At 46.4% G+C, this 22,792-nt stretch carries 25 protein-coding genes; 1 reads left to right on the plus strand and 24 read right to left on the minus strand.

Annotation, left to right across the window (positions count from 1 at the left end; genetic code table 11):
- From ATL39_RS09970 to ATL39_RS10045, 16 genes are all read right to left on the minus strand, one after another.
- On the minus strand, positions 1-702 hold the full coding sequence (locus tag ATL39_RS09970) for a DnaD domain-containing protein (protein ID WP_170146896.1): 702 nt from the start codon (positions 700-702) through the stop codon (positions 1-3).
- A gap of 110 nt (positions 703-812) precedes the next feature.
- The gene (gene asnS, locus ATL39_RS09975; protein WP_120193217.1) at positions 813-2,102 is read right to left on the minus strand and encodes an asparagine--tRNA ligase; all 1,290 of its coding nucleotides are present in this window, start codon (positions 2,100-2,102) and stop codon (positions 813-815) included.
- A gap of 22 nt (positions 2,103-2,124) precedes the next feature.
- A complete protein-coding gene (locus ATL39_RS09980; protein WP_120193218.1) occupies positions 2,125-2,601 on the minus strand; it encodes a hypothetical protein in 477 nt (158 codons plus the stop codon).
- Between the two features lie 13 nt (positions 2,602-2,614).
- A complete protein-coding gene (locus tag ATL39_RS09985) occupies positions 2,615-2,785 on the minus strand; it encodes a YpmA family protein (RefSeq protein ID WP_120193219.1) in 171 nt (56 codons plus the stop codon).
- Between the two features lie 10 nt (positions 2,786-2,795).
- Positions 2,796-4,109 (minus strand): amidohydrolase, encoded by a 1,314-nt coding sequence (locus tag ATL39_RS09990; protein ID WP_170146897.1) that lies wholly within the window; start codon positions 4,107-4,109, stop codon positions 2,796-2,798.
- Positions 4,110-4,125: 16 nt separating this feature from the next.
- Positions 4,126-6,921: an ATP-dependent DNA helicase DinG gene (gene dinG, locus ATL39_RS09995; RefSeq protein ID WP_170146898.1), complete on the minus strand. Its 2,796-nt coding sequence runs from the start codon at positions 6,919-6,921 to the stop codon at positions 4,126-4,128.
- Between the two features lie 30 nt (positions 6,922-6,951).
- Positions 6,952-7,347 carry an aspartate 1-decarboxylase gene (panD, locus tag ATL39_RS10000; RefSeq protein WP_120193222.1) on the minus strand — a complete coding sequence of 132 codons (396 nt, stop codon included), beginning with the start codon at positions 7,345-7,347 and terminating at the stop codon, positions 6,952-6,954.
- Positions 7,340-8,227, minus strand: a complete 888-nt coding sequence (panC, locus tag ATL39_RS10005) for a pantoate--beta-alanine ligase (protein WP_120193223.1) — start codon at positions 8,225-8,227, stop codon at positions 7,340-7,342. The genes panD and panC overlap by 8 nt, the downstream gene beginning before the upstream one ends.
- Positions 8,224-9,063, minus strand: coding sequence for a 3-methyl-2-oxobutanoate hydroxymethyltransferase (gene panB / locus ATL39_RS10010; RefSeq protein WP_120193224.1), 840 nt, complete (start codon positions 9,061-9,063; stop codon positions 8,224-8,226). Before panB ends, panC begins: the two co-directional genes overlap by 4 nt.
- Positions 9,064-9,266: 203 nt before the next feature.
- Complete coding sequence (locus ATL39_RS10015) at positions 9,267-10,244, minus strand: biotin--[acetyl-CoA-carboxylase] ligase (protein ID WP_120193225.1); 978 nt, start codon at positions 10,242-10,244, stop codon at positions 9,267-9,269.
- A complete protein-coding gene (locus ATL39_RS10020; RefSeq protein ID WP_120193226.1) occupies positions 10,237-11,406 on the minus strand; it encodes a tRNA nucleotidyltransferase/poly(A) polymerase-related protein in 1,170 nt (389 codons plus the stop codon). The genes ATL39_RS10015 and ATL39_RS10020 overlap by 8 nt, the downstream gene beginning before the upstream one ends.
- Entirely contained in the window at positions 11,390-12,532 is a 1,143-nt protein-coding gene (bshA, locus tag ATL39_RS10025) for an N-acetyl-alpha-D-glucosaminyl L-malate synthase BshA (RefSeq protein ID WP_120193227.1), read from the minus strand. Before bshA ends, ATL39_RS10020 begins: the two co-directional genes overlap by 17 nt.
- Positions 12,529-13,242, minus strand: coding sequence for a bacillithiol biosynthesis deacetylase BshB1 (bshB1, locus tag ATL39_RS10030; protein WP_120193228.1), 714 nt, complete (start codon positions 13,240-13,242; stop codon positions 12,529-12,531). Before bshB1 ends, bshA begins: the two co-directional genes overlap by 4 nt.
- Entirely contained in the window at positions 13,242-13,649 is a 408-nt protein-coding gene (mgsA, locus tag ATL39_RS10035; RefSeq protein WP_120193229.1) for a methylglyoxal synthase, read from the minus strand. Before mgsA ends, bshB1 begins: the two co-directional genes overlap by 1 nt.
- Before the next feature lie 10 nt (positions 13,650-13,659).
- Entirely contained in the window at positions 13,660-14,460 is an 801-nt protein-coding gene (dapB, locus tag ATL39_RS10040; protein ID WP_120193230.1) for a 4-hydroxy-tetrahydrodipicolinate reductase, read from the minus strand.
- A gap of 14 nt (positions 14,461-14,474) precedes the next feature.
- Entirely contained in the window at positions 14,475-14,801 is a 327-nt protein-coding gene (locus tag ATL39_RS10045) for a nucleotide pyrophosphohydrolase (RefSeq protein WP_120193231.1), read from the minus strand.
- Positions 14,802-14,927: 126 nt separating this feature from the next.
- On the opposite strand from ATL39_RS10045, the gene ATL39_RS10050 reads away from it, so the two are divergent.
- Positions 14,928-15,803 carry a YitT family protein gene (locus ATL39_RS10050; protein WP_120193232.1) on the plus strand — a complete coding sequence of 292 codons (876 nt, stop codon included), beginning with the start codon at positions 14,928-14,930 and terminating at the stop codon, positions 15,801-15,803.
- Between the two features lie 57 nt (positions 15,804-15,860).
- Here ATL39_RS10050 and ATL39_RS10055 read toward each other — a convergent pair whose 3' ends face one another.
- The 8 genes from ATL39_RS10055 to ATL39_RS10090 all read right to left on the minus strand — a co-directional run bounded on the left by ATL39_RS10055 (position 15,861) and on the right by ATL39_RS10090 (position 22,773).
- Positions 15,861-16,541 carry a zinc metallopeptidase gene (locus ATL39_RS10055; protein ID WP_120193233.1) on the minus strand — a complete coding sequence of 227 codons (681 nt, stop codon included), beginning with the start codon at positions 16,539-16,541 and terminating at the stop codon, positions 15,861-15,863.
- A 115-nt stretch (positions 16,542-16,656) separates the two neighbouring features.
- The gene (gene lhaT, locus ATL39_RS10060) at positions 16,657-17,250 is read right to left on the minus strand and encodes a lipoprotein heptaprenylglyceryl N-acetyltransferase LhaT (protein WP_120193234.1); all 594 of its coding nucleotides are present in this window, start codon (positions 17,248-17,250) and stop codon (positions 16,657-16,659) included.
- Between the two features lie 81 nt (positions 17,251-17,331).
- Positions 17,332-18,156, minus strand: coding sequence for a menaquinol-cytochrome c reductase cytochrome b/c subunit (locus ATL39_RS10065; RefSeq protein WP_120193235.1), 825 nt, complete (start codon positions 18,154-18,156; stop codon positions 17,332-17,334).
- A gap of 39 nt (positions 18,157-18,195) precedes the next feature.
- Positions 18,196-18,870, minus strand: a complete 675-nt coding sequence (gene qcrB, locus ATL39_RS10070) for a menaquinol-cytochrome c reductase cytochrome b subunit (RefSeq protein ID WP_120193236.1) — start codon at positions 18,868-18,870, stop codon at positions 18,196-18,198.
- A gap of 14 nt (positions 18,871-18,884) precedes the next feature.
- Positions 18,885-19,385 carry a QcrA and Rieske domain-containing protein gene (locus ATL39_RS10075; protein ID WP_147419350.1) on the minus strand — a complete coding sequence of 167 codons (501 nt, stop codon included), beginning with the start codon at positions 19,383-19,385 and terminating at the stop codon, positions 18,885-18,887.
- 274 nt (positions 19,386-19,659) lie between these two features.
- Complete coding sequence (locus ATL39_RS10080) at positions 19,660-20,118, minus strand: YpiF family protein (protein WP_120193238.1); 459 nt, start codon at positions 20,116-20,118, stop codon at positions 19,660-19,662.
- A gap of 13 nt (positions 20,119-20,131) precedes the next feature.
- The gene (locus tag ATL39_RS10085; RefSeq protein ID WP_170146899.1) at positions 20,132-21,388 is read right to left on the minus strand and encodes a tetratricopeptide repeat protein; all 1,257 of its coding nucleotides are present in this window, start codon (positions 21,386-21,388) and stop codon (positions 20,132-20,134) included.
- 284 nt (positions 21,389-21,672) lie between these two features.
- Positions 21,673-22,773 carry a prephenate dehydrogenase gene (locus ATL39_RS10090; protein WP_120193240.1) on the minus strand — a complete coding sequence of 367 codons (1,101 nt, stop codon included), beginning with the start codon at positions 22,771-22,773 and terminating at the stop codon, positions 21,673-21,675.
- Between the last annotated feature and the right edge of the window lie 19 nt (positions 22,774-22,792).

Consider the following 22,792-nt stretch of genomic DNA (forward strand, 5'->3'; position numbering starts at 1 on the left):
TTATTCATCAAGCCAATTTATATTCGGATATGAGGCCGGTTTGGTTTTTTCTTTCTGACGGGGCGGCTGTACCTGGTTTCTTCGATGCGTATCATTATAAGCCTTTGCCTGCTCTTCGGTTTTAATACCGCGCCGATGCCATTCCAGCAGAATACGGTCAATGTAGCGCAGGCTCAGCGTCTGGGACATCACGGCCTCTTTGAGGGCTGCTTTAATCATATCCGGCGTGTAATGATCCTGGTCAAACCATACGCTGATCGTTTCTGACTCCATCGGGGAAAGCGGACGGGACAGTTCTTTTTCGAACATCGCATAGATTTCCCCTTCTTCGGTTACATTTTTGTGGGCTTTCTGCTGCTGCCGCTCTGATGTAATCGACTCCACGATTCGTTCATACAGCGGACGCAGCGAGTACGTTTCAAATCGGACCCGTTCATTGTTTTCCCGCTCTTCTATTGTGATGAAGCCGTGAGCTACAAGATGGCGGAGCGCTTTGGCACACTGCTCGGCTGTGATCGTCATTTTCGCTGCAATGGCATCCGGTGTCGGAAAAAATTCTCCCTCTTCCATAAAGCGGTGCAGGTGAAGCAGGATCATCATTTCAGAATCAGAAATGTCCATCTCGTTGTAGTGGTCAAACAAAAACTTAGGGACGCTTAAATATCCGCTGTGCATTATGTCAATAATATCCGATTGTTCCATGAGCCGATCTCTCCTTCTGCCATGTTTCATTTTATCATTTACCTATAGGACTTAAAAGCAAAACCCTCACAGTAGAGGGCTTTGCTTTAAGGGCTGCGGCTATTTATTTATTATGGGTAAAGCCTGTTTAATAGACGCGGAAATGGAATGGTTTCCCTTACATGTTCAATACCGGACATCCAGGCAACTGTCCGTTCCAGTCCCAGTCCAAAACCAGAATGGGGTACTGATCCATACTGGCGGAGCTCCAGATACCAGCGGTAGGCATCTTCAGAAAGCCCATGTTCCTCAAACCGCTGTTCCAGCAGCTCAAAATCATCAATACGCTGGCTTCCTCCGATAATTTCACCGTATCCCTCCGGCGCAATTAAATCTGCACAAAGGGCGACTTCCGGATTTTCCGGGTCCGGCTTCATGTAGAACGACTTAATGCCAAGCGGATAATGCGTAATGAATACCGGCTTGTCATAGGATTCTGCAATAGCTGTCTCGTGAGGCGCTCCAAGATCTTCTCCCCAGGCAATATCAAATCCCTGCCCTCTTAGAAAGACGATTGCTTCATCATACGTGAGGCGCGGAAACGGTGCCTGAATCTGCTGAAGCTTCGTAATATCGCGATCTAATGCTTCCAATTCAAGCGGACAGTGATCAATGACGCTTTTTGCTATATGAGATACATACTGCTCCTGAATCTGAAGACTTTCTTCATGGTCGGTAAATGCCATTTCCGGTTCTATCATCCAGAATTCAATTAAGTGGCGGCGCGTTTTTGATTTCTCGGCCCGGAATGTAGGACCAAATGAAAAAACGCGGTTGAATGCCATGGCGGCCGCTTCGAGATAGAGCTGTCCGGACTGGGAGAGATAGGCATTTTCATCAAAATATTTCGTATGAAATAAGTTCGTAGTGCCTTCTGCTGAATTACCCGTCAAAATAGGCGGATCGATTTTAACAAAACCTTCTTTGTCAAAAAAAGCATACGTTGCCCGGATAATTTCGTTTCGTATGCGCAGAATGGCGTGCTGTTTTTTGGAACGCATCCACAAATGGCGGTGATCCATTAAAAATTCCGTGCCGTGTTCCTTTGGCGTGATTGGATAATCAACCGCTTCATGAATGATTTCAAGCCCGGTTACCTGCAGTTCAAAGCCGGATGGGGAACGCTCATCGGTTTTCACTACCCCTTCTACATACATGGAGCTCTCCTGCGTTAACCCTTTTGCCTTTTGAAACAGTTCTTCTCCTACATCACTTTTTACGACAATTCCCTGAATAAAGCCTGTTCCGTCCCGCAGTTGCAGAAAAGCAATTTTTCCGCTTGAGCGTTTATTAGCAAGCCAGCAGCCAAGTGTAATTGTCTGATCTACGTGCCGGCTGATCTGTTCTATCGTTGGTTTCATTTTCCGGGCCTCCTGTTAATAGCTAATCTTTTCTAAAACTGTACCGCTTAATAAATTCTCCATCCGCCATGCGGATATAGTAATACTGAAGCCTGCCTTCTGCTTCGTATACCCCTTCATATACTGGAATGCCTTCTTCGATCCCCGGGGTAACTTTTTTTAACCGTTCTACGTTATTGTCTTCCATAATCCGGGTTTCGGCTTCTTCGAGCGTAATGGTATCTGCGGCGTTTATCCGCTCCACCGCTTCTTCCTCATTCAAAAACACCCAGTCGCGGCTTTCATCTTCATTTGTTACCAGGGTGCTGTATAAAAAAGTGCTCCCATTATATAAAAAAACATCGTCCACACTTTCTACATTCTGTTCTTCGAGCGCAAGCTCTTCTCCCAGAGCCCTTTCTTCCAGAAGCGGGCCTCTTGCGACCAGCAGCAGAATAAACACTGCAGCTAAAAACAGAACGGCTGCTGCAGGCAGAATGACATACCATTTTTTCAGCATAGATCTGCCTCCTTTATGTGCGGTAGATCGTAAACACCATATAATCCGAATCTTTTTCGTCAAGCGCAAGCCCGAACATCAGATCATCGTCTTTTAACGTTCTATTTAATGTGTCTACTATTTTGTACACATCGTCTGCGGCTTTGAAACGGGTAGTTGACATTACTTCCAATTGATCACTCATACTGCCCCTCCTAATTTTTGCTTTGGTATACTTTCTCCAGTTTATCAAACTGACGGTTCACGTTATAGATGATTTTTTCTTCGTCCATCGTAAGCAGTTCCCGATCTTTCATTAACCGGCGGCCATTTACAAATACATCCGTTACGTCTCTTCCGGAAGCAGCATAGACGAGATGAGACGAAATATTCTGCTTCGGCTGAAGATGAAGTTCTTCTGCATTAATTAACAGAAAGTCTGCATCCGCTCCGATTTCTACTACGCCGGCATTTGCAAATCCCAGCGTCTCTGCTCCGATTTGTGTAGCCATCTTATATATTTCTTCAGAAGAAATCACTGCCGGGTTTTCATGAGATGCTTTCTGCATGAAGGCCGCCATCCGCATTTCCTCAAACATATCCAGATTGTTGTTTGAAACAGTGCTGTCTGTACCGATGGAAATCGACAGCCCATTCTCTCTCATCTGCATCATAGGCATAATACCAGAGCCGAGCTTAGCATTGCTCATTGGATTGTGTGAAATATAGGCAGGTTTTCCTTTAAGCTGCTGCATTTCTTTTTCGCTCATGTGGACCGTATGGGTGAGTATGGTTTTCTCCTCGAAAAATCCCATATTCATCAAGTCATCGAATAAATCGACGCCGTTTTCTTTTTCATAGTCTGCTTTTTCACGGCGCGTTTCCATTAAATGAACACCGAGCGTCCATTTTTTATCATGGGCTGCTTTTACTATTTCTTTCATAAAACCCGGTGGACATGTGTAGGGGGCATGTGGAAACATCATTCCTTTGATGCGTGAACCACCTTCTGTATCCCATTTCTCTCCAAGATAGACGGCTTCATCCAGTCGTCTCTTCTGCTCCGGCTGATCGACAAGGCCGATCATGGCGCGTGCCAGTACGGCCTTTAAGCCTGAATCCTGCGCCGTCCGGAATACTGCGTCCATATCAATATGGTACATATCCTGAAACGCTACCGTTCCCGAACGGATCATTTCTGCCTGAGCCAGCATGGTGCCTGCTTCTGATACCTCTTTATCAAACAGAGCCTCTCTTGGCCAGATGTTATTGCCAAGCCACTCCTGCAGCACCACATCATCTGATACTCCGCGCAGAAGGGCCATTGGTGTATGACCGTGCGTATTGTACATTCCCGGAGTCAGCCAACGCCCCTTACCGTCAATCACTTCTTCCCCGGCCTGTAGTTCAGGCTCTCCGCTTCCTATCGCTGCAATTTTTTCGTCTTCTACTCGAAGCCACTGATCGTAAGAAACCGCATTATTCTGGTTTCCCCGGACAATATGAACATTTTTTATCGTATAACGCATGGATTGTTCTCCTTTATTAATTAGTCTCGTTATAAAAATCATGAATATAGTTTAACAACGCATCTGACTGCTTATGCACAACAGGCATATCCGGCAGCGAATGTAGAAACGCCGGGCCGTAGGAAGCTTTCATAATCCGTTTATCCAGCACCACAACCGTTCCCCGGTCCGAATGGCCCCGGATCATTCGTCCAAAGCCCTGCCTGAATCGCAGAATCGCCTGAGGCAGTGACATTTCCTGGAACGCATTTCCTCCCTGCTTTTCAATTCGCTGCATTTGGGAATGAATAAGCGGGTCTCCAGGAGGAGAAAACGGCAGCCGGGCTATAATTAAACAGCGCAGCTGGTCACCGGGAAGATCAATTCCTTCCCAAAAAGCGTTCGTCCCCAGCAGGATGGTCCGCTTGTTCTGCTGGAACGTTTTTAACAATTTGCTTTTGCTTCCGCTGTGGATGCCCTGGGCTATAATCGTAAAGCTGTTCATCTCGTCCCATTCACGGAGCATATGGTACGTGTCGGCCAGCATATCAAAGGAAGTAAACAAAATAAGCACTCTGCCATCTGTAACAGAAGCCGTGTGGTAGATAAAATCAGCCATTGCCTCTACATAGGTGCTGTCCCTGACCCCTGGGAAATCACTTGGAATCAAAAGAGCAGAGCGGTTTTCATAGGAATACGGGGACGGGATATACAGCGTCTCCGGCGTAAAGTCGTCCAGCCCCCATTTCGATACAGCATAGGAAAACGATTGTTCCACCATTAAGGTCGCAGACGTCATAATCACGCTGCTCTTGGCTCCAAACAGTTTATCTGCCAGATCATTTGAAACATCCAGAGGCCGTTTGTAAATAGACACTCCGTTTGCAGCTCCTTTATGATCAGCTTCCATCCAGTAAACATGGTCGTCTGTCTGCTCCAGGGTGACCTGTGCGAGTTCGTCAAATGCCTCACTTAGATCATCCGCTGTCTGCTGAAAGTCCGTAAGCAGCGCTTCATTGTAATCAGAATGGACCGTATTTTTCTGCAGAATCTGCTGGAATACGCCCCATTCTTTTTTCTCTTCCCGAAAGATCATGTCCAGCCGGTTGACTGCTTCTCTGGCTGCCTTCCAGGCCGGGCCATTTTGACCGCCGGGCTCATAGCGGTAAAGCATCCGCCCGACGTCCGTCCGTTCGGAATGGCTGTTTTTCATACAAATTTGACGCAGCAGACGAAATAACTCGCTGCACTCATATTTCAGAAGCGCAATATGATCCCGTCGTCTTTGGTACCATGTATCCGTAAGGGCATGCACCGTTTCTTCTTCTATTAACTGCAGTTTAAAAAAGCTGCCTTTGCCGGTACCGGCATCGATTTTGTTTAATAAATACTGGAATGAATAATAATCCACGTCTGCTCCCAGATGTTTAGACGCCGCTTCTTCAATTTGATGCGCTTCATCTATAATAAGTCTTTCATACGAAGGCAGTATACTATTTTTGCGTTTAACGTCTGAAAAAAGCAGGGCATGATTTACGATCACAATTTGGCTTTCCGCTGCCTGTTTTTTAGCACGTTCGTAAAAACAGTAGGGAAACCATGAGGATCCGGGCCCGGGCGCTGTAGCTCTCCGGCTGCTTATTTTCTGCCAGATTGCATGATTATCCCCGCCGGCCCGGTTTAACTCATTTAAGTCACCGGTTTGGGTTTCAAGCAGCCAGACCGTTACCTGAGCCAAAGCCAGAGCTTCATCATGGGTTGCCACCGGTTCCTGCCACTGCATGGAAAAGCGGCGCAGACATAGATAATGCTGTCTTCCTTTGAGAATCGATACGTTAAACGAATATGGCAGCATAGCTTTTAAAAAAGGAATGTCCCTGTCATACAGCTGTTCCTGAAGCGCATTTGTATAAGTAGAGATTACAATCTGCTCCTGCTGTGCAAGGCTGTGAAGCACTGCAGGTGCTAAGTAGGCTAACGATTTACCGGTTCCCGGGCCTGCTTCTATTAAGGCGTGAGACCGCTCTGTAAAGCAGGAGGTTATCGTATCCGCCATTTCCTGCTGGCCTTTCCGGAATTCAAATGCACTCCACTTTTCTGAAAAGTAACCGTCTCTGCTGAAAAGCGGCGGCAGGGAAACATCTGGAGCCGCTTCCTGTGCAGGCGCTTCTTGTGGAGATTTTAAAGCTATATTGTGTACCACCCGGATGCCTTCGGACTCTTTGAGCCTGAGGTTATTTTTTGCCTGCATGAATACCGGCTCCAGGTGACTCTGCATATATTTGGAAGCCGTCATCAGCTTTTGGAGGGCAGGGACCGGCATGGTTTCTATTTTTCTTTTTATAGCAAGCCAGATTTCTGCGGTAACGATGGCGTCGCTGTCTGCCTGGTGGGGCCTGTCATGAGAAATATTCAGCCAGTCCGCAAGCTGGGTCAGCTGATAGCCCGGCGCAGTCGGAAACATAAACCGTGCACACTCCACCGTATCGAGTGTAGCCCCTTCAAATACAGGTAAACCTGCATTGGAAAGCTCCGCATTCAGTACGCTCAAATCAAATGGTACATTGTGAGCGACCAGAACTGCATCTTCGAGCCAGGCAAGCATTGGTTTTGCTGCCCCGGCAAACGAATCTGCTTTTTCTACATCTTCGTTTGTAATACCTGTTAATTCCATAATAAACGGGGGGATCGAATGAGCCGGGCGGATATAGGCGGAAAACGTGTCGATGATTTCATCATCCTCCATCAACACCGCACCTATTTGAATAATATTATCTCCGTCCTGCGGCGCATTTCCTGTGGTTTCCGTATCAATTACTACATATTTTGGCAAGCTCATTCACCCCGTTATTATCGTTGCACGTTAACGTTCTGTTTCCAGCGTCGCTGCGTGTATTTCTTTATTTATATATTGCTCTATTTTATTATCGGCATCCAGAACAGCTATTTTGGGCTGCCACGCTGCTGCCCGTTCTTCTTCTATCATCGTGTAGGCAATAATAATAACTGTATCCCCGGGCTGAACGAGACGGGCTGCTGCCCCGTTCAGACAAATGGTGCCTGAACCTCGAGGTCCTGTGATAACGTATGTTTCCAGGCGCTCGCCGTTATTATTGTTTACGATCTGTACTTTTTCATTTTCCAGCAGATCGACGCTTTCCATTAAATCTTCGTCAATCGTGACGCTCCCTACATAATGAAGATTGGCTTCTGTTACTGTGGCCCGGTGCAGTTTTGATTTCATCATTGTTCTAAACATGGCTCTTCTCCTGTTCTCCTGCCGGTTTATGCAGCGTTCCTGCTTTCACCGTGATATTGTCGATGAGGCGGGCTTTATTAAAATAAACGGCACAGGCTATCACCCACATTTTACTGGCTGTATCCAATGGATCAAGAGAGGGAAACGGCAGGGCCTGAACGTAATCAATGCGCCCGCTCGTATGCTCCGTAATATACTGCTTTACCACCTCTGTGATTTCGTCGGGCTGCTTTCCTTTTTCCCACAGCATTTCTGCCAGTTTGAGAGATTCATATATTTGAGCCGCTTCCTGCTTTTCTGTGCTGCTTAAATATAAGTTTCTGGAGCTCTTAGCGAGTCCGGATGCTTCTCTTACGGTATCACAAATGACTAATTTTGTATCCAGATGATAATCATCGATCATATTCATAAGCACCGCTGTCTGCTGAATATCTTTTCGTCCAAAGTAAGCCCGGTCAGCAGGTATAATCTGCAGTAACTTATGAACCACTGTCGCCACTCCGTCAAAATGACCCGGCCGGCTTTTACCGCAGAGCACGCCGGCTCCCTTTTTCACATGAATTACGGTCGTCATCGGGCGGGGGTACATTTCCTGAACGGACGGCAGAAACAACAGGTCCACTCCATGCTTCTCCGCAGCCTCCATATCTTCTGCTTCTGATCTTGGATACGACGCCAGGTCTTCACCAGGACCGAACTGAAGCGGATTAACGAATATACTTGCAGCGGTCCAGTCATTTTCTTCTGCCGAACGCTGGAAAAGGGAAGTATGGCCTTCATGAAGTGCCCCCATGGTTGGAACAAAACCGAGTGAGCCTTCCTGCTTTTTCAGTTTTCGGATTTCTGCTTTCATCTCTTGAACGGTACGGATTATTTTCATATCCCGGCACCTGTTATTACTTTTTCCAAAATGGAAGCAGGCATCGTGAACGTATGGGAAGCATCAGGAAAAGACCGGTCCTTTACTTCCTTTACGTATTCCGAAAGGCCTGTATGAATAGACGGCTCCAGATGCGCAAACGCTTTGACAAAGGAAGGCACATGGCCGTTTCCTATTCCAAGTGCGTCATGATAAACGAGCACCTGTCCGTCCGTGCGGCTGCCGGCTCCTATACCGATAACCGGAATGGAGAGGATAGAGGCAATATAAGCTGCCAGTTCCCCGGGTACACACTCCAGTACGAGTGCAAAAGCCCCCGCCTCTTCCACCTGTTTCGCATCTTCAATTAAACGGCCGGCTGACTTCTCGCTTTTCCCCTGAACTTTATACCCTCCAAGCACGGCAAAAGACTGTGGTGTTAGCCCCAGATGCGACATTACTGCTACGCCGCCTTCTGTCAGTGCCGTAATCAACGGGACAAATTCTCCGGCCCCCTCGATCTTTACAGCATCGGCCCCGCCGTCCTGAATAGTCCGCCGTACCGCAGAAACGGCTTCATTCCGGCTTCCGCTGCAGCTTAGAAACGGCATATCGGTAACTGTAAAAACCCCGGGAGCGCCGCGCTTTACAGCCCGTGTATGCAAAATCATATCTTCTACGGTCACCGGCACGGTTGACGTATATCCATGAATGACCATACCCGCAGAATCCCCAACCAGCAGAAGGTCCATCTCTGCCTGTGCGCAGGCGGCGGCAGAAGGAGCGTCATATGCGGTCATCATCGCAATCGGAATCCGCTCCTGTTTTAATTTTCGAAGCGTTAATGTTGTATGCATGCTAATCTCTCCTCCTAATTTATAGGGAGAAGGATGAAATACAAGCTTTATGAAACGATGTTGCTTTCATCTTTCTCCGTCCCTGTCCATTTACGGATCAAGGCAGATCAATCATTACTAAGCTTCCATTACGGGAGGTACAGTTCGAAAATATTCGATACTGTCCTGACACGTTGAAGTTGCATTTAGTATATCAAATTTCATCATGTACTGCGCTGTTCGTGGATGTCCGCACTGTAAATATATTCTATTTTCCCATCTTCTGTTTCAAGTAGAAGAACACCATCCTTAGTAATACCCCTGGCCAGTCCGCATAGTGTTTTTCTGGTAGTAACGGCCGTAATATACTTTCCAATCGTAACAGCGAGTGCTTCCCACTTTTCACGCACCGGGCCGAATCCTTCCTCAAGCATCCGGAAATACCAGTATTCGTATTGTTTTAATATTTCGGCAAGCAGCTGTGCCCGGTTATACTGGCCGGCTCCTGCTATAGCAAGCGACGTGGCACGGCTCTGGATATCTTCAGGAAAATCCTCCTGCTTTTGATTAATATTTAATCCGAAACCCACAATGACAGCGTGGATCTCATCAGGGTCTGACTGCATCTCAATAAGAATCCCCGCAATTTTTTTATCGGCTATCAATAGGTCATTCGGCCATTTAATATCTACGGGCAGATCTGTTACTTTCCTGACTCCTTCTGCGATAGCAACGGCGGTAAGCAGCGTAAGCTGAGGCGCCTGCTGGGGAGGAAAGGAAGGCCGCAGGATCAGGCTGCACCAGAGACCGGTGCCTTTCGGTGAGTGAAAGGGCCTGCCCATACGTCCTTTGCCTTTGAGCTGCTCCTCTGCTACTACAATCGTTCCTTCCGGCGCATCTTCTCTCGCTGCCTCATGGGCGGGAATCTGGGTGGAGTTTACCTGGTCAAAAGAGTGGACGACCCGCCCAAACGTCTTCGTGTCCAAATAGGCATTTATTTCGTCGGCGGTTATGGAATTTGGCGTATATTCCATTTTATAGCCTTTCTTTGTTACCGCGTTTATTTTGTAGCCTTTTTTGCGGAGTTCTTCGATGTGCTTCCACACGGCTGTCCTTGAAATACCCAGCTTATCGCTTATCTCCTGTCCGGAAATATAGGAGCTGCCTGAATCATGTAATATTGCCAACAGCTTATCACGCATCGCTTTCCTTCCCCCTTTCTTTTACAAAAATGGCCGCCTCTTCGAGCAGCTGCTCTTTTTTATTGGCGATTTCTCCTATGACTACTTTTTTTTCAAGCACATAAAGCAGGCGTCCATAATGAGCTGATGATAAATCCGGAAAATGCCTGAGGATATCTTTTCCATCTAAAGCTAAATCTTTTTTCGTTTTAATAGGAAGAGCGTCCAGGCGTGCATAAAAAGACTCCAATTCCTTTTCAGACGGCGTGTAGTCATACTTCCATTGATGAAGGAGATAGCCGCGTACGGCCTGCTCCCGCCCTGCTCTAAAAAGAGTATACGAATCCTGCTTATAATCATGATTCTTCACGGCCTCCAGCAGGTGCCTGAGTTCCTTTTTCCACTTATTGGAGAAGGACCAGCTTCCTAAAACGGCAGACCCTTTCCCTCCGTACAGTATGAGAAACAGGCCTGCCCAGCGCATAAGCCCATCATCCAATTTGTTTATCTGATACCGCCATAAACAAAGCGGCCCTGCCTGAACCGGCTCAGGTAAATGCTCAAACAACCGGAATGTATCGGCCATTCGAAGCGCCCTTTCTGCGAAGCTGCCCTGCAGGAGAAGCGAGCATTCATCTTTTATGCGTTCCACCGCCGTGCCCCGCAGTTCTTTTATTTCCTTTATACAGGCGGCTTCTGTCCGGGAATCCATACTCCAGCCAAACTGAGACACAAACCGGAGAGCCCGCAGAATACGAAGCGGATCTTCCCGAAAACAGCGCGAAGGATCAACCGCTTTAATGAATCCGGAGTGAACTGCTTCTGCGCCATCATACGGATCCAGCAGGTTTCCATTCACATCAACAGCCATTGCATTGCATGTAAAATCCCTTGCTGCAAGATCCTCGCTAATGCCGGCCCCTTTTAATGCCGTCAGTTCATAAACGTGCCCCCTGTGGTGGAGAACCGCCGTTTCGTGCCGGTTTGACATCCGATGGGCTCTATTGAAAATCAGCTTAATCTCCTCTGCAGAGGCGTTTACTGTTATATCTAGATCACGCGGCATGTAGTCCCGGCCGTTTTTTATCCAGTCCCGCACGCATCCTCCGACCAGCCAGCCCGTAATATCGTGCTTTTTTAACAACGAAAGAAAAGTCACCGCTTCGTTATAGGCTTTCCCCATCAGCAAGCACCCTTTTATACACGTCTTCGTATTGCTGCACGATTTTTAATGCAGAAAACTCTTCCTTTGCGCGTTTTTTCGCTTCGCTGGAAAAAGACTGAAAAACACTGCTTTCTGCTATTATATGCAGCGCCGCCTTACCTGCGGCTTCTGCATCTCCAGCCGGAACGATCAGGCCCGACCTGCCGTCTTCTATTACTTCAGGTATACCGCCGACATCGGTCCCTACTACGGGAACGCCGCATGCCATCGCCTCTAATGCGGCAAGCCCGAAGCTTTCCTTTTCCGACAGCAGAAACATCACGTCTGACATGTTAAGAAAATCGGAAATGTTTTTCTGGTTCCCTAAGAAAAGCACTGATTCCGCAATACCCAGCTTCTCAGCCAGCTGCCACGCTTTATTCAGGTCCGGGCCGTCCCCTATCATCAGAAGCGTCGCCTTTTGTTCCAGCTGGACCGTGTAAAATGCTTCAATAACGTCCTCCACCCGTTTAACCGGGCGGAAGTTGGATATATGAATCATTACTTTGTGTTCAGCGGGGATATTATATTCTTTTTTCCACCATTCCCTGCTGTGCTCCTGAACGGCATCTGCCTGCTCAATAAAATTGTAGATGCAGTCAATCGGAGCTTTAATACCGAGCATATCTTTAGTCTGCTGGGCGAGCGATTGCGAAACCGCTGTAACCGCATCTGATTTTTCTATTGCATAATAAATCGATTCTTTCAGCGAGGCATCGTTTGCCAGAACGGTAATATCCGTTCCATGCAGCGTCGTCACAACTTTCAATCCCGTCTGCGCCATATCTTTAGCGAGAAGGGCACAGATGGCGTGAGGGACCGCGTAATGGACATGCAGAATATCCAGCTTCTCCCGTTTAGCGACCTCTGACATTTTGCTTGCCAGCGTTAACGTATAAGGAGGGTATTGAAATACTTCGTATTGATTCACTTCGACCTCGTGATAATAAATATTCGGATATGTTTTATTCAGGCGGAACGGCATACTAGTTGAAATAAAATGAACTGTATGTCCTCTTTCTGCCAGTTGTTTTCCTAATTCTGCTGCGACGATTCCTGATCCGCCTACGGTCGGATAACAGGAAATTCCAATATTGAGTTTCATTCATTTTTCCTTCCTGGCAGTTCGTTTAGTAATACCGGAGAATAGGGGGTGAATGCTTCTGCATAGGAAACAGAAGCCTGTTTGCCCATCAGAAGATCCCTTGCCCGTACCGATTCAATATACATACTTGTAAGAGGAGTGTGCACACTTTCTTCTGCTAAAATAAACTGGCTTTCATAGCAGAGCAGCGACTCCTCCTTCAATGATTGGACACTCGAAATATCTATATAAAAGGCGGCACCGCTTATCATGCCGTTTATGCTGTACTGATACGAGTAGGGGACGCGCCATGCGTCGCCGCCCGCTTCTGTATATCTGCGGATGCCGGCATCAAAAAGCGCCTCTTTTATGATCGCCCCGCACTTTATATGATCCGGATGACGGTCTTCGTGCCATGGAAAAAAAACAATATCCGGACGCAGGTAACGGATCAGCGTCACGATTTCTGCATATTCCGGGCTTTCCTTTGTTAAATTCCGGTCTGGAAAATTCAGCTGATAGCGCGCCTGGGCACCAAGCGTTTCGGCCGCATGGGCGGCTTCCTTCTGTCTAGTTTTAATATCTCCATTGCTGGAAAGTTCCGCCCTTGTCAGTGAACAAAATGCTACCTTATCCCCTTTTTGGGCATGGAGTGCGGCCGTCCCACCCATTCCAATTTCAATATCGTCCGGATGGGCGCCGAACGCCAGTAATGTCAATGCAGCAGTCATTAAGATCCTTCTTTCTCTGAGGAACCGCGGAAATCAATAATGCCTTCCTCTATTGCTTTAATTAGAATTTCAGCTGTAGCTATATTTGTAGCTAATGGCACCCCATGGACATCACAAAGTCTGAGAAGTGCTGACACATCCGGCTCGTGGGGCTGGGCAGTTAATGGATCCCGGAAAAATAAGATGCAGTTCATCTGGTCTGTTGCCACTAGAGCACCAATCTGCTGGTCGCCTCCTATAGGCCCGGATTGAAAACAATGTACATCAAGATCTGCTTCCGTCTGGATTCTTTTCCCTGTAGTGCCTGTTGCATACAATTGATGCCCCTGCAGAATGTGTCTATATTCCTGAGCGAAGCTGACCATGTCTTCTTTTTTCTTATCGTGGGCTATCAAGGCAATTTTCATGTTGACCCTCCTACATTATGTTTTCTAAACCGTAAACAAGCTCCTTGTGTTCCACTACGTGTTCTACCGCGAGCTGCACTCCAGGCATAAAGGACTCCCGGTTAATCGAATCATGCTTAATAGTCAGTGTCTGCCCGGCTCCCCCAAACATAACCTGCTGGTGGGCTACAAGACCTGGAAGCCTGACGCTGTGAATTTTCATTCCATCTATATCTGCACCTCTCGCACCGGCAAGAGATTCCGTTTCGTTTTCATGCCCCTGTCTGCGGGAAGCACGGTTTTCTTTAATCAGCTCAGCCGTTTTTATGGCTGTGCCTGATGGCGCATCAAGCTTGCGGTCATGATGCATCTCCATAATTTCTACATCCGGCATATAAGCTGCTGCCATTTTGGCAAATTTCATCATTAGGACGGCACCAATTGCAAAATTAGGAGCAATGACTACGCCAATCTGTTTTTGTTCAGCTTCTCTGCTCAGTTTTTCAATGTCTGCTTCCGTAAAACCTGTTGTTCCTACAACAGGTGATACACCGTGAGCCAGGGAGGCTTCAAGGTGCTTCCTGCCTGTTTCCGGATTGGTTAAATCAATCAGCACATCTATCGTATTTTCCTGAAAGCACTGATTAATATCGGTATACACAGGCACATCGACCGCCGGCATACCGGCAATGTCTTTTAAACGGCTGCCATTGTTTTTGGAATCAATGACGGCGCATAATTCAAAGTGTTCTGTACGATCTGTCAATTTAACGGCTTCTGTTCCCATATTGCCGCGCGGCCCTGCTATAGCAATGCGTATATGTTTTGTCATGATTAACTCTCTCCCTATTCTTTTTTTGTCCACCGGTCTGCATCTCTTGATCGGAACTTCTCCATAACCAGATCAAATGCCTCATCCAGGTTAATATGTAAAGAGTTCGCAAAGCATATTAGTACAAATAGGATATCTCCCATTTCCTGTTCCATCGAATTTTCCTGTTCTTCTTTCTTTTTCGGTTTTTCTCCGTAGGAATGATTGACCTCCCGTGCCAGTTCCCCGGTTTCTTCACTTAACCGGGCCATCATGGCAAGCGGACTGAAATACCCCTCTTCAAACTGGCCGATATAGCGGTCTACTTCCTGCTGCATCTCCTGCATTGTTTTTTTATCCATTTGGTTATCCGCCTCCTGCTGATATCGTATCTGATTCCTTTCTTATTGACAATCCGTAACAAATTGTCTCCTGCCTTCTCTTCGCTTATACTAATAAAGGCTGATTGATTAAAGGAGGAATACTATATGAAAACGAGCACGCACCTTACTAACATAGCGTTTGTTATTCTTGGTTCTGCTATAATGTCGTTTGGACTCGTCTATTTTAACATGGAAAACAATCTCGCTGATGGCGGACTGACCGGTATTGCATTAATTTTATATTTTATATTTGACGTGGACCCTGCCTGGTCAAACCTTGTATTAAATATCCCGCTTCTGCTCGTAGGCTGGAAAGTGCTAGGGCGGGTCGTTTTTATTTATACCCTTATTGGTACGTTCAGTATTTCCTTATTTTTGTGGCTGTTTCAGCAGTTTCCCCTCGTTTATCTTCCACTCCAGGAGGACTTAACGCTTGCGGCCCTGTTTTCCGGAGTCCTGGTCGGTTCCGGACTCGGTATTGTTTTCCGGTTCGGCGGGACCACGGGAGGAGCCGATATAATCGCCAAGGTCGGTTTTCGTTATTTCGGCTGGAGCATGGGCCGGACGCTGTTCTTATTTGATGCAGCGGTTATTACGAGCTCTCTTGTCTATTTAAACTACCGGGAAGCGATGTATACGCTTGTTGCCGTATTTGTCGCTGCAAAAGTAATTGACTTTATTCAGCAGGGTGCTTACTCTGCTAAAGCTTCATTTATTATATCGGACTATACAGAAGAAATCTCTGCAGCAATTACCAACGAGATGGACCGCGGCGGTACGATACTTAAAGGTACCGGTTCCTTCACGGGATCTGATAAACAAGTACTGTACTGCGTTATCGGACGCAACGAACTGGTCCGGCTCAAAAACCTGGTGGAGAATATTGATCCCCATGCATTTGTTACTGTTAATGACGTTCAGGACGTTATGGGGGAAGGATTTACGCTGGATGAAAACAAAAAACCGCTTCATGTTTCATAGCCCTAAACAGAAGGAAAGCCGAGAAGATCTCTCTTCTCGGCTTTTTTTCATATTCTTTTATTCGTCCATCATAAAGTACATAGCAATGAATCGCACAAGTTCGAGAACGGCAACCAGTGCAGCAGCTACATAAGTTAACGCTGCAGCATCGAGTACTTTCTTTGTTTCTTTCTCTTCATTGTTCTTAATTATTCCGGTGCTGACTACCTGAGTCATCGCCCGGCTGCTGGCATTAAATTCGACCGGAAGCGTAACGACCTGAAACAGGACGGCGGCACTCATAAATACGATACCGGCTAACAGCATTCCCTGCGACTGAAGCAGCATACCTGCAATAATAAATAGAAAAGCAAAGTTTGATCCTTTTGTAGCTGCCGGTACAAGCTTGCTGCGGAAACGAAGAAATGCATAATCTTCTGCATCCTGCATCGCATGGCCGACTTCATGAGCGGCTATTGCCTGGGCTGCTACGGTGCGCTGACTGTAATTTCCTTCAGACAGGCGCACTACTTTTTTACTTGGATCATAGTGGTCGGTCAACTGGCCTCTTACAGGCTCTACCGCTACATCATATATACCATTATCGTGTAAAATTCGTTGTGCTACTTCCGCACCGGTCATACCGGATGAGTTAGGAACTTTAGAATATTTTTTGTAAGCTTTTTTCACTTTTGCCTGTGCCCATAAAGGTATTCCCATAAGCAGCAGGAAGTAAATAATAAATGCTCCTATTCCCATAGTGTCTTTGACCCCTCCATTTTTAATGTATATTCTAATTTTATGTAAAACGTCAAAGAAAGTCAATCACTACGCTCGACAGGTTTTGACGATTGTATGACAGCCGTTTCAAAAATTACATAAGACTCAGCGTTTTTCTCTTTCGGCGTACGCCGAGGAGATATACAGCTCCTACAGAAATAATTCCCAGCCAAAACGTAAAATACCCAATGTGGGAAACATAGCTGCTTAAGGCCGGTGACAGCCACGGATACATTTCGTATACATAATCGATAATGTCATTATGAACTGTCCATACCGCTGCCGCTGCAAGATGCCAGGCTTTGATCCGGTAAAAAGGCATATAAAGAAAAGCCTGGATGGCCATCCCGGCATGAGAAGCAATCAGCATGTAGTGCTGCCATTCCAGCGCTCCGCCGGCCAACCCTGCTGCTGTGTTCATCACTACGGCCCAGATGCCGTATTTGATAAGGGTTACTGCTGCAAGCGCTTCGATCAGCCCGTTCTGTTTTTTTATAATAAAAGAAAACAAAACCAGACAAAAAAACAGACTTGCCGTCGGGCTGTCGGGAACAAACAGAAGAAAAACAGGCGGGGTTGATGCCAGCTGGTACGCATACCAGTAATACCCATAAAGCGTACCAAACACATTAATCGTAAGCAGTATCCATAATACTGGAGAATAGGTCATCCACCGAAGAACAATCATAGAGCCCCTCTTTTCTTCACAAATTTCCACACAAAATCGTCCTATAAACGATATCGTTTACAGGACGAAAATGTCAATGCCTTATTCTTCTGATTCCTCTTCTTCTCCGCCGCCTTCTTCCGGATTTCCACCGGAAGAGATAAATTCAGCGAGTGTCTGAAGATCTTCGTCGCTTCCTTCAAACTGTCCGGCCGGCATTTCACCAATACCATTTACTGCGATATCAGCTACATCATCCGGCTCATACGGTACGTCAAAGATAGGAGGCCCGGCGGCACCTGAACCCTGAAGCTGGTCGCCGTGGCAGCCAATACAGCCCTGCTCAGAATAAATTTCGTAACCGGCGGCTTCCATATCGACACTTTCCGCGGCTTCCATTTCCTCTTCGTCAAGCATTTCCCCCTGGGCTTCCGCTTCTTCCCAGTTATGGCTTTCCACCGATTCCCACGTCAGGTAAACAGTAGCGAGCACACCAAGAACCATTAAGGAAGTAGCAATCGGACGTTTCGAGGCTCTACGCTCTGGTCCTGTATCAAGCCATGGTGCTAAAAGAAGCGCTCCAAATGCAAGACCTGGAATGATAACCGCTCCAATAACCGTAAGCTGTCCGGATGCGTATTCGTATTTCAGCAGCTGGTACAAAAACAGGAAATACCAGTCTGGAAGCGGTATGTATCCTGAATCCGTCGGATCAGCCAGCCTTTCCAGCGGCGCCGGGTGGGCAATCGTCAAACATAAGAATCCTATTAGAAATACGGCACCTACGAGCCATTCCTTCAGCAGGAAGTTAGGCCAGAAAGCTTCCGTATTTCCCGGAAACTCCGAATAGTCTTTTGGGATATTCGGTTTTTTATTGTCAGGCACACGGGAGTCTCCGACAAATTTCATGCCTTTTCCTCTATGCATCGTTTATATCCCCCCAATCAGTATATTCTTCACTGTCCTTTACAATGGACCAGAAATACCTTGTTTTCTAATCATAATAAAGTGGGCAGCAAGTAATCCAAGCAGTGCACCCGGCAGGAAGAATACATGAATGGCAAAGAATCTGGTTAACGTCTGTGCGCCAATAATCTCAGGATCCCCCGCCAGCAGCGTCTTCGTTAATTCCCCGACAACAGGCACACTTTCTGCGATTTCAAGTCCAACCACTGTGGCAAAGTAAGCCTTCATGTCCCAGGGAAGAAGATACCCTGTAAATCCAAGTCCAAGCATTACGAAAAATATGAGTACACCGACTACCCAGTTTAATTCACGGGGCTTTTTATAAGATCCTGTGAAAAACACCCGAAGGGTATGAAGAAACATCATAACAATAACAAGACTTGCCCCCCAATGGTGCATACCACGGACAATTACTCCAAATGCCACTTCCCCTTGAAGATAACGAACCGATTCGTACGCATTTACAATATCGGGAACATAATACATTGTTAAAAACATACCGGATAAAATTTGAATAACGGTAATAAAAAAGGTAAGACCGCCGAAACAGTAAACAAATGCGGAAAAATGGTGAGCCGGGTTTACGTGCTCCGGCACTTCATGGTCCGCTATATCCCTCCACATAGGAGTGATATCGAGACGGTCGTCCACCCAATCGTACACGCGCTGTAACATATGTAATACACCCCCTATATTTGTGGTTCTGCTGTACCTAAGTAAACCGTTCCATCTCTTACTTCCGTTACATACTTATGAAGCGGCTCCGTAGGCGGTGTACCCGCAATATTCGTTCCGTCTTTTTCGAAACGGCCGAAATGGCAGGGACAGAAGAACTGATCCGGATAATCTTCGTTGGCATCCCAGTTCACCGTACATCCCAGGTGCGTACAGGTAGGTGACAAAGCCACGATATTATCTCCTTCTCTGTAAATCCATGCTGTTTCCGTCACTTCTGACTGATACCAGGCATCAACCTGTTCATACGAGAAATCAAACCGCTGCGGCTCTTCCGTTAAATCCGCTACTTCTGCAACCGCATACATGTCGCTTTCTGCACCCGCTTTAAGAACCGGGTCTACTGCAAATCTTGCCATAGGAAGTATTACTCCTGCTGCCATAAAGCCGCCAACTCCAGTAAGCGTATATGTAAGAAACTGACGCCTGGATACATTATGCTTTTTTTCACTCAATCTATTTCCCTCCCCCATTAAAAAGAAATAAAGCCCTTACAAAACAAACGAAAAAAAGAAGCGTGGCTCTGCTTTTCTATTTTATTATTGCAAAGACATGCCGTTAAAGGCAGAACTACACCATTTTCGCAAACTGGTTTGTTAACTATAGTATAACAGAAAACAAGCCCTCTTTCCTGCCTTTCTGGATAAAAAGAAAGCTGGAATATCTTAATAATATCCCAGCTTTTAACGATATGTCAACGTTGCCTGTAAACTGCGGCAAAACCTGCTGCTATTCATTCCATTTCATTGTAAGCAGCGGCAGCAGTTGTTTCATCTGCTCTGAAATGATTTGTTTTTTATAGGAGTTCTCCAGGTTTTCAAAAGGAACAAATGGCATCCATACGAGCATTCCGTCAATGCTTTTTTCCACCTGTTTCCAGCCGGCATCCGAAGTGATCAGGATAATATGGGAAAAGCCGCCTTCTTTGGCCTCTTGTATCCACTTCTGGATTTTTGGCAGCTGCTCCTCCACCGGTTCTTGTTTTAAATAAGGAAAAGCCGGCGACAGCATAACCCTGCCTTTAAACTGCTTTTCCATCTCCCGGGTTAATGCTTCCACAAATTCCTGCATGGAGGCACTTTGTTTCATCTCATTTGTAAAAGACACGGGCTGGAGCGGCAGCAGCAGCGTATCAATATACTGTTTTTCCCGGAGAAATACGGTCATGTCATCTGCGGTCCATTTCAATGCAAATCCTCCTTTATTCCTGTTCCAGTTCCTCAATCCGCAGCGCTGCAGCTTGATTGTCCGGTTCTTCGATTAGAAGCTGATTCCAGATCAGCACCGCTTTTTCTTTATAACCCATTTCTAAAAGCACTTCGCCGTATTCATCGAGAAATACCGTGTTTTCTTTTAGTTCGGGATAGATTTTGTCAAACAATGGCAGTGCCTCCTCCAGGTCATCCCTGCCTGCATAAGCCCTGGCTTTATTCCATTCAAACAATACGTCCGTTTCTCCTAAAGCCTGAAGGTGATCCGCCAGATCGATCATATCGTCGTAGTCTTCATAACGGTGCCACATGGAAAACAGCACGGAAGCTGCTTCGGCATTGGCGGGATTCAGGGCAAGTGCTTCTTTCAAATATCCTTCCGCCAATTCCTTATTCTCAAGGGACCACTGAACAATACCGGCTTCTACATAGAGCTGATCATTAAAATTATCTACTTTCAGACCTTCCTGAACGGCTTCAAAAGCAGCTTCCCATTTTTTCTGATGCTTATATGCCTGAATTAAATAAGGGTACAATGAAGCATATTCATAATCCATTGCTTTTAATTCTTCAAATTTCTGTGCGGCAAGCTCATAGTCTTTTACCTGAAGCGCTGTATAAGCATAACCGAACAGCGCGTTCATTTCCCGCTTTTCTTCAAGTCCGGTTTTGTAATATTTCATAGCGTCTTCAAACTGACCCGTGGCGCTGTATGCTTCAGCAAGCCGCAGGGAAAGGCTGCCTTCCGGATATTGAAAGCCGTGCTGTTCCGCTTGTTTCAAATAAGGAATAGATTTGGCAAAATCTCCTCTTTCCAGATAGTATTCACCCAGGCCGGCCAGAAGCACCGGCTCTTCCGGTGCTTTCTGAAGAGCCTGAAGCAGCCTCGTTTCCGCCACTTCATCGAGTCCCTGCAGTTGATATAAGTCAGCCAGAAGCATCTGTGCCTGAAGGAAATTATCGTCTTTTTCTTTTATTTCCAGCAGCCATTCAATGGCGTCTTCTTCCTGATCCAGATCAATAGCATTTTCCGCTGCAATTAAATAAAGCTCTGTTTCATCCGGATAATGCTGGATAAGCTCGTCAATTATAGGTTTGGATTTATCTGCAAGACCCAGCTCTTCGTACACCTGCAGAATATCGTATTTTTCCTGATGAGAGGCAGTCTTTTCAAGAGCTGCCAGTTTTTCGAGTCCTTCTTCGACCCTGCCGTTATTTATCATATCGTAAATTTTTATTAAATCCACTTGTTTAAAACCCTCCATCGTCTTTCTTTATTCCTCTTTGACTCGTATCAGTATACCAAACTATACAGTGGAGTTCGACCGGCATCTATTATAGGAGAACATAAAAAAAGACCTGATTCGTAAACGCTTACAAATCAGGTTAGCCAAAAAGCTATTCAAATGAATGAGTATGGATAGGAGTGGAGAGAAACCATACGCTAACTATATTCTATCAAGAATTTCCATATTGTCAACTCTTTTTAAAAGAAAAACCACCTGTTAAAAAACAGGCGGCCGACTGCTGATTATTCAGCTAAATAGGTGTCATATAAGGACTGCTGCAGAAAACGGCTTCCTTCTTCCCTGTCTGTTTCCGAACGGAACGTCAGCTGAAGAACACCTGTGATATCTTCTCTCGTTTCCATAATACGAATATTTATAATGCTGATGTTATTTTTTGCAAGAATACCGGTTACATCCGAAATGACCCCGGGGTGGTCCGGTACATCCACAAATAGATCATAAAAAGACTGCAGTGCTCCTTTTTCCCGAACGGGAAGCGTATCGCGGAAACTTTTTGCTTCTGAAAAATAATGCAGAATGTTTTCGCTGTCCTCTTCCTCTATAAGCAGCTCCATTTTATTCATTTGTATTTTCCAGTCTTCCAGAAGCTGCAGAAGCATTTCTTTATTTTGAAGAAGTATATCCCGCCACATAATCGGATTGGCGGATGCAATTCTTGTAATATCCCTGAATCCTCCAGCTGCCAGCTGGCTTGCCATTCCATCCTTTTCCCCAGCATCCCGGACCTGATGCACAAGCCCTGCGGCTATAATATGAGGAAAATGGCTGATAAGGCCGGCCACCTGATCATGTCTCTGCGGAGCCATCTCAATAAATCTCGCCGACGTACCCTTCAGCCAGTTCTGGAGCTGAATGACCCGGTTCATGCCGGTTCCGTTCGTAGGCGTGAGAACATAATAAGCGTTTTCGAATAAGTGGGGTTTGGCTGCCTGCACCCCGCTTTTATGAGATCCCGCCATCGGATGGCCGCCAATGAAAGTGACGCCCTGCTCCGAAAAGTCGGCAGAGGCGCAGATCTGCTGTTTGGTGCTGCCTACATCAGTTACAATAGCACCCTGCTTTAATTCAGCCTGCTGAAGCTTTTCAAGAATATTGACGGTTTTTGTTACAGGGACTGCTACGACCACCAGGTCTGCTTCTTTTGCTCCTGCTTCCAGTGATTCGGCACAGACGTCGATAACACCCAGCGACTTGGCCAGGCGGAGCTGATTTTTATCAACGTCTACACCCGTTATTTCTGCATGATGCTCTTTTTTGATTGCCAAAGCAATAGAACCGCCTATCAGGCCCATTCCAATGACACATACTTTTTTATTTGCCACGTTTGTACTCCTTTAAGCG

Source organism: Sinobaca qinghaiensis (assembly GCF_003610495.1).
Lineage (GTDB): Bacteria > Bacillota > Bacilli > Bacillales > Marinococcaceae > Sinobaca > Sinobaca qinghaiensis.

Coding starts and splice junctions, on each gene's coding strand:
- ATL39_RS09970 (WP_170146896.1), bottom strand. CDS start 702: ATGGAACAATCGGATATTATTGACATAATGCACAGCGGATATTTAAGC.
- asnS (WP_120193217.1), bottom strand. CDS start 2,102: ATGAAACCAACGATAGAACAGATCAGCCGGCACGTAGATCAGACAATT.
- ATL39_RS09980 (WP_120193218.1), bottom strand. CDS start 2,601: ATGCTGAAAAAATGGTATGTCATTCTGCCTGCAGCAGCCGTTCTGTTT.
- ATL39_RS09985 (WP_120193219.1), bottom strand. CDS start 2,785: ATGAGTGATCAATTGGAAGTAATGTCAACTACCCGTTTCAAAGCCGCA.
- ATL39_RS09990 (WP_170146897.1), bottom strand. CDS start 4,109: ATGCGTTATACGATAAAAAATGTTCATATTGTCCGGGGAAACCAGAAT.
- panD (WP_120193222.1), bottom strand. CDS start 7,347: ATGTTTAGAACAATGATGAAATCAAAACTGCACCGGGCCACAGTAACA.
- panC (WP_120193223.1), bottom strand. CDS start 8,227: ATGAAAATAATCCGTACCGTTCAAGAGATGAAAGCAGAAATCCGAAAA.
- panB (WP_120193224.1), bottom strand. CDS start 9,063: ATGCATACAACATTAACGCTTCGAAAATTAAAACAGGAGCGGATTCCG.
- ATL39_RS10015 (WP_120193225.1), bottom strand. CDS start 10,244: ATGCGTGATAAGCTGTTGGCAATATTACATGATTCAGGCAGCTCCTAT.
- ATL39_RS10020 (WP_120193226.1), bottom strand. CDS start 11,406: ATGGGGAAAGCCTATAACGAAGCGGTGACTTTTCTTTCGTTGTTAAAA.
- bshA (WP_120193227.1), bottom strand. CDS start 12,532: ATGAAACTCAATATTGGAATTTCCTGTTATCCGACCGTAGGCGGATCA.
- bshB1 (WP_120193228.1), bottom strand. CDS start 13,242: ATGACTGCTGCATTGACATTACTGGCGTTCGGCGCCCATCCGGACGAT.
- mgsA (WP_120193229.1), bottom strand. CDS start 13,649: ATGAAAATTGCCTTGATAGCCCACGATAAGAAAAAAGAAGACATGGTC.
- dapB (WP_120193230.1), bottom strand. CDS start 14,460: ATGACAAAACATATACGCATTGCTATAGCAGGGCCGCGCGGCAATATG.
- ATL39_RS10045 (WP_120193231.1), bottom strand. CDS start 14,801: ATGGATAAAAAAACAATGCAGGAGATGCAGCAGGAAGTAGACCGCTAT.
- ATL39_RS10050 (WP_120193232.1), top strand. CDS start 14,928: ATGAAAACGAGCACGCACCTTACTAACATAGCGTTTGTTATTCTTGGT.
- ATL39_RS10055 (WP_120193233.1), bottom strand. CDS start 16,541: ATGGGAATAGGAGCATTTATTATTTACTTCCTGCTGCTTATGGGAATA.
- lhaT (WP_120193234.1), bottom strand. CDS start 17,250: ATGATTGTTCTTCGGTGGATGACCTATTCTCCAGTATTATGGATACTG.
- ATL39_RS10065 (WP_120193235.1), bottom strand. CDS start 18,156: ATGCATAGAGGAAAAGGCATGAAATTTGTCGGAGACTCCCGTGTGCCT.
- qcrB (WP_120193236.1), bottom strand. CDS start 18,870: ATGTTACAGCGCGTGTACGATTGGGTGGACGACCGTCTCGATATCACT.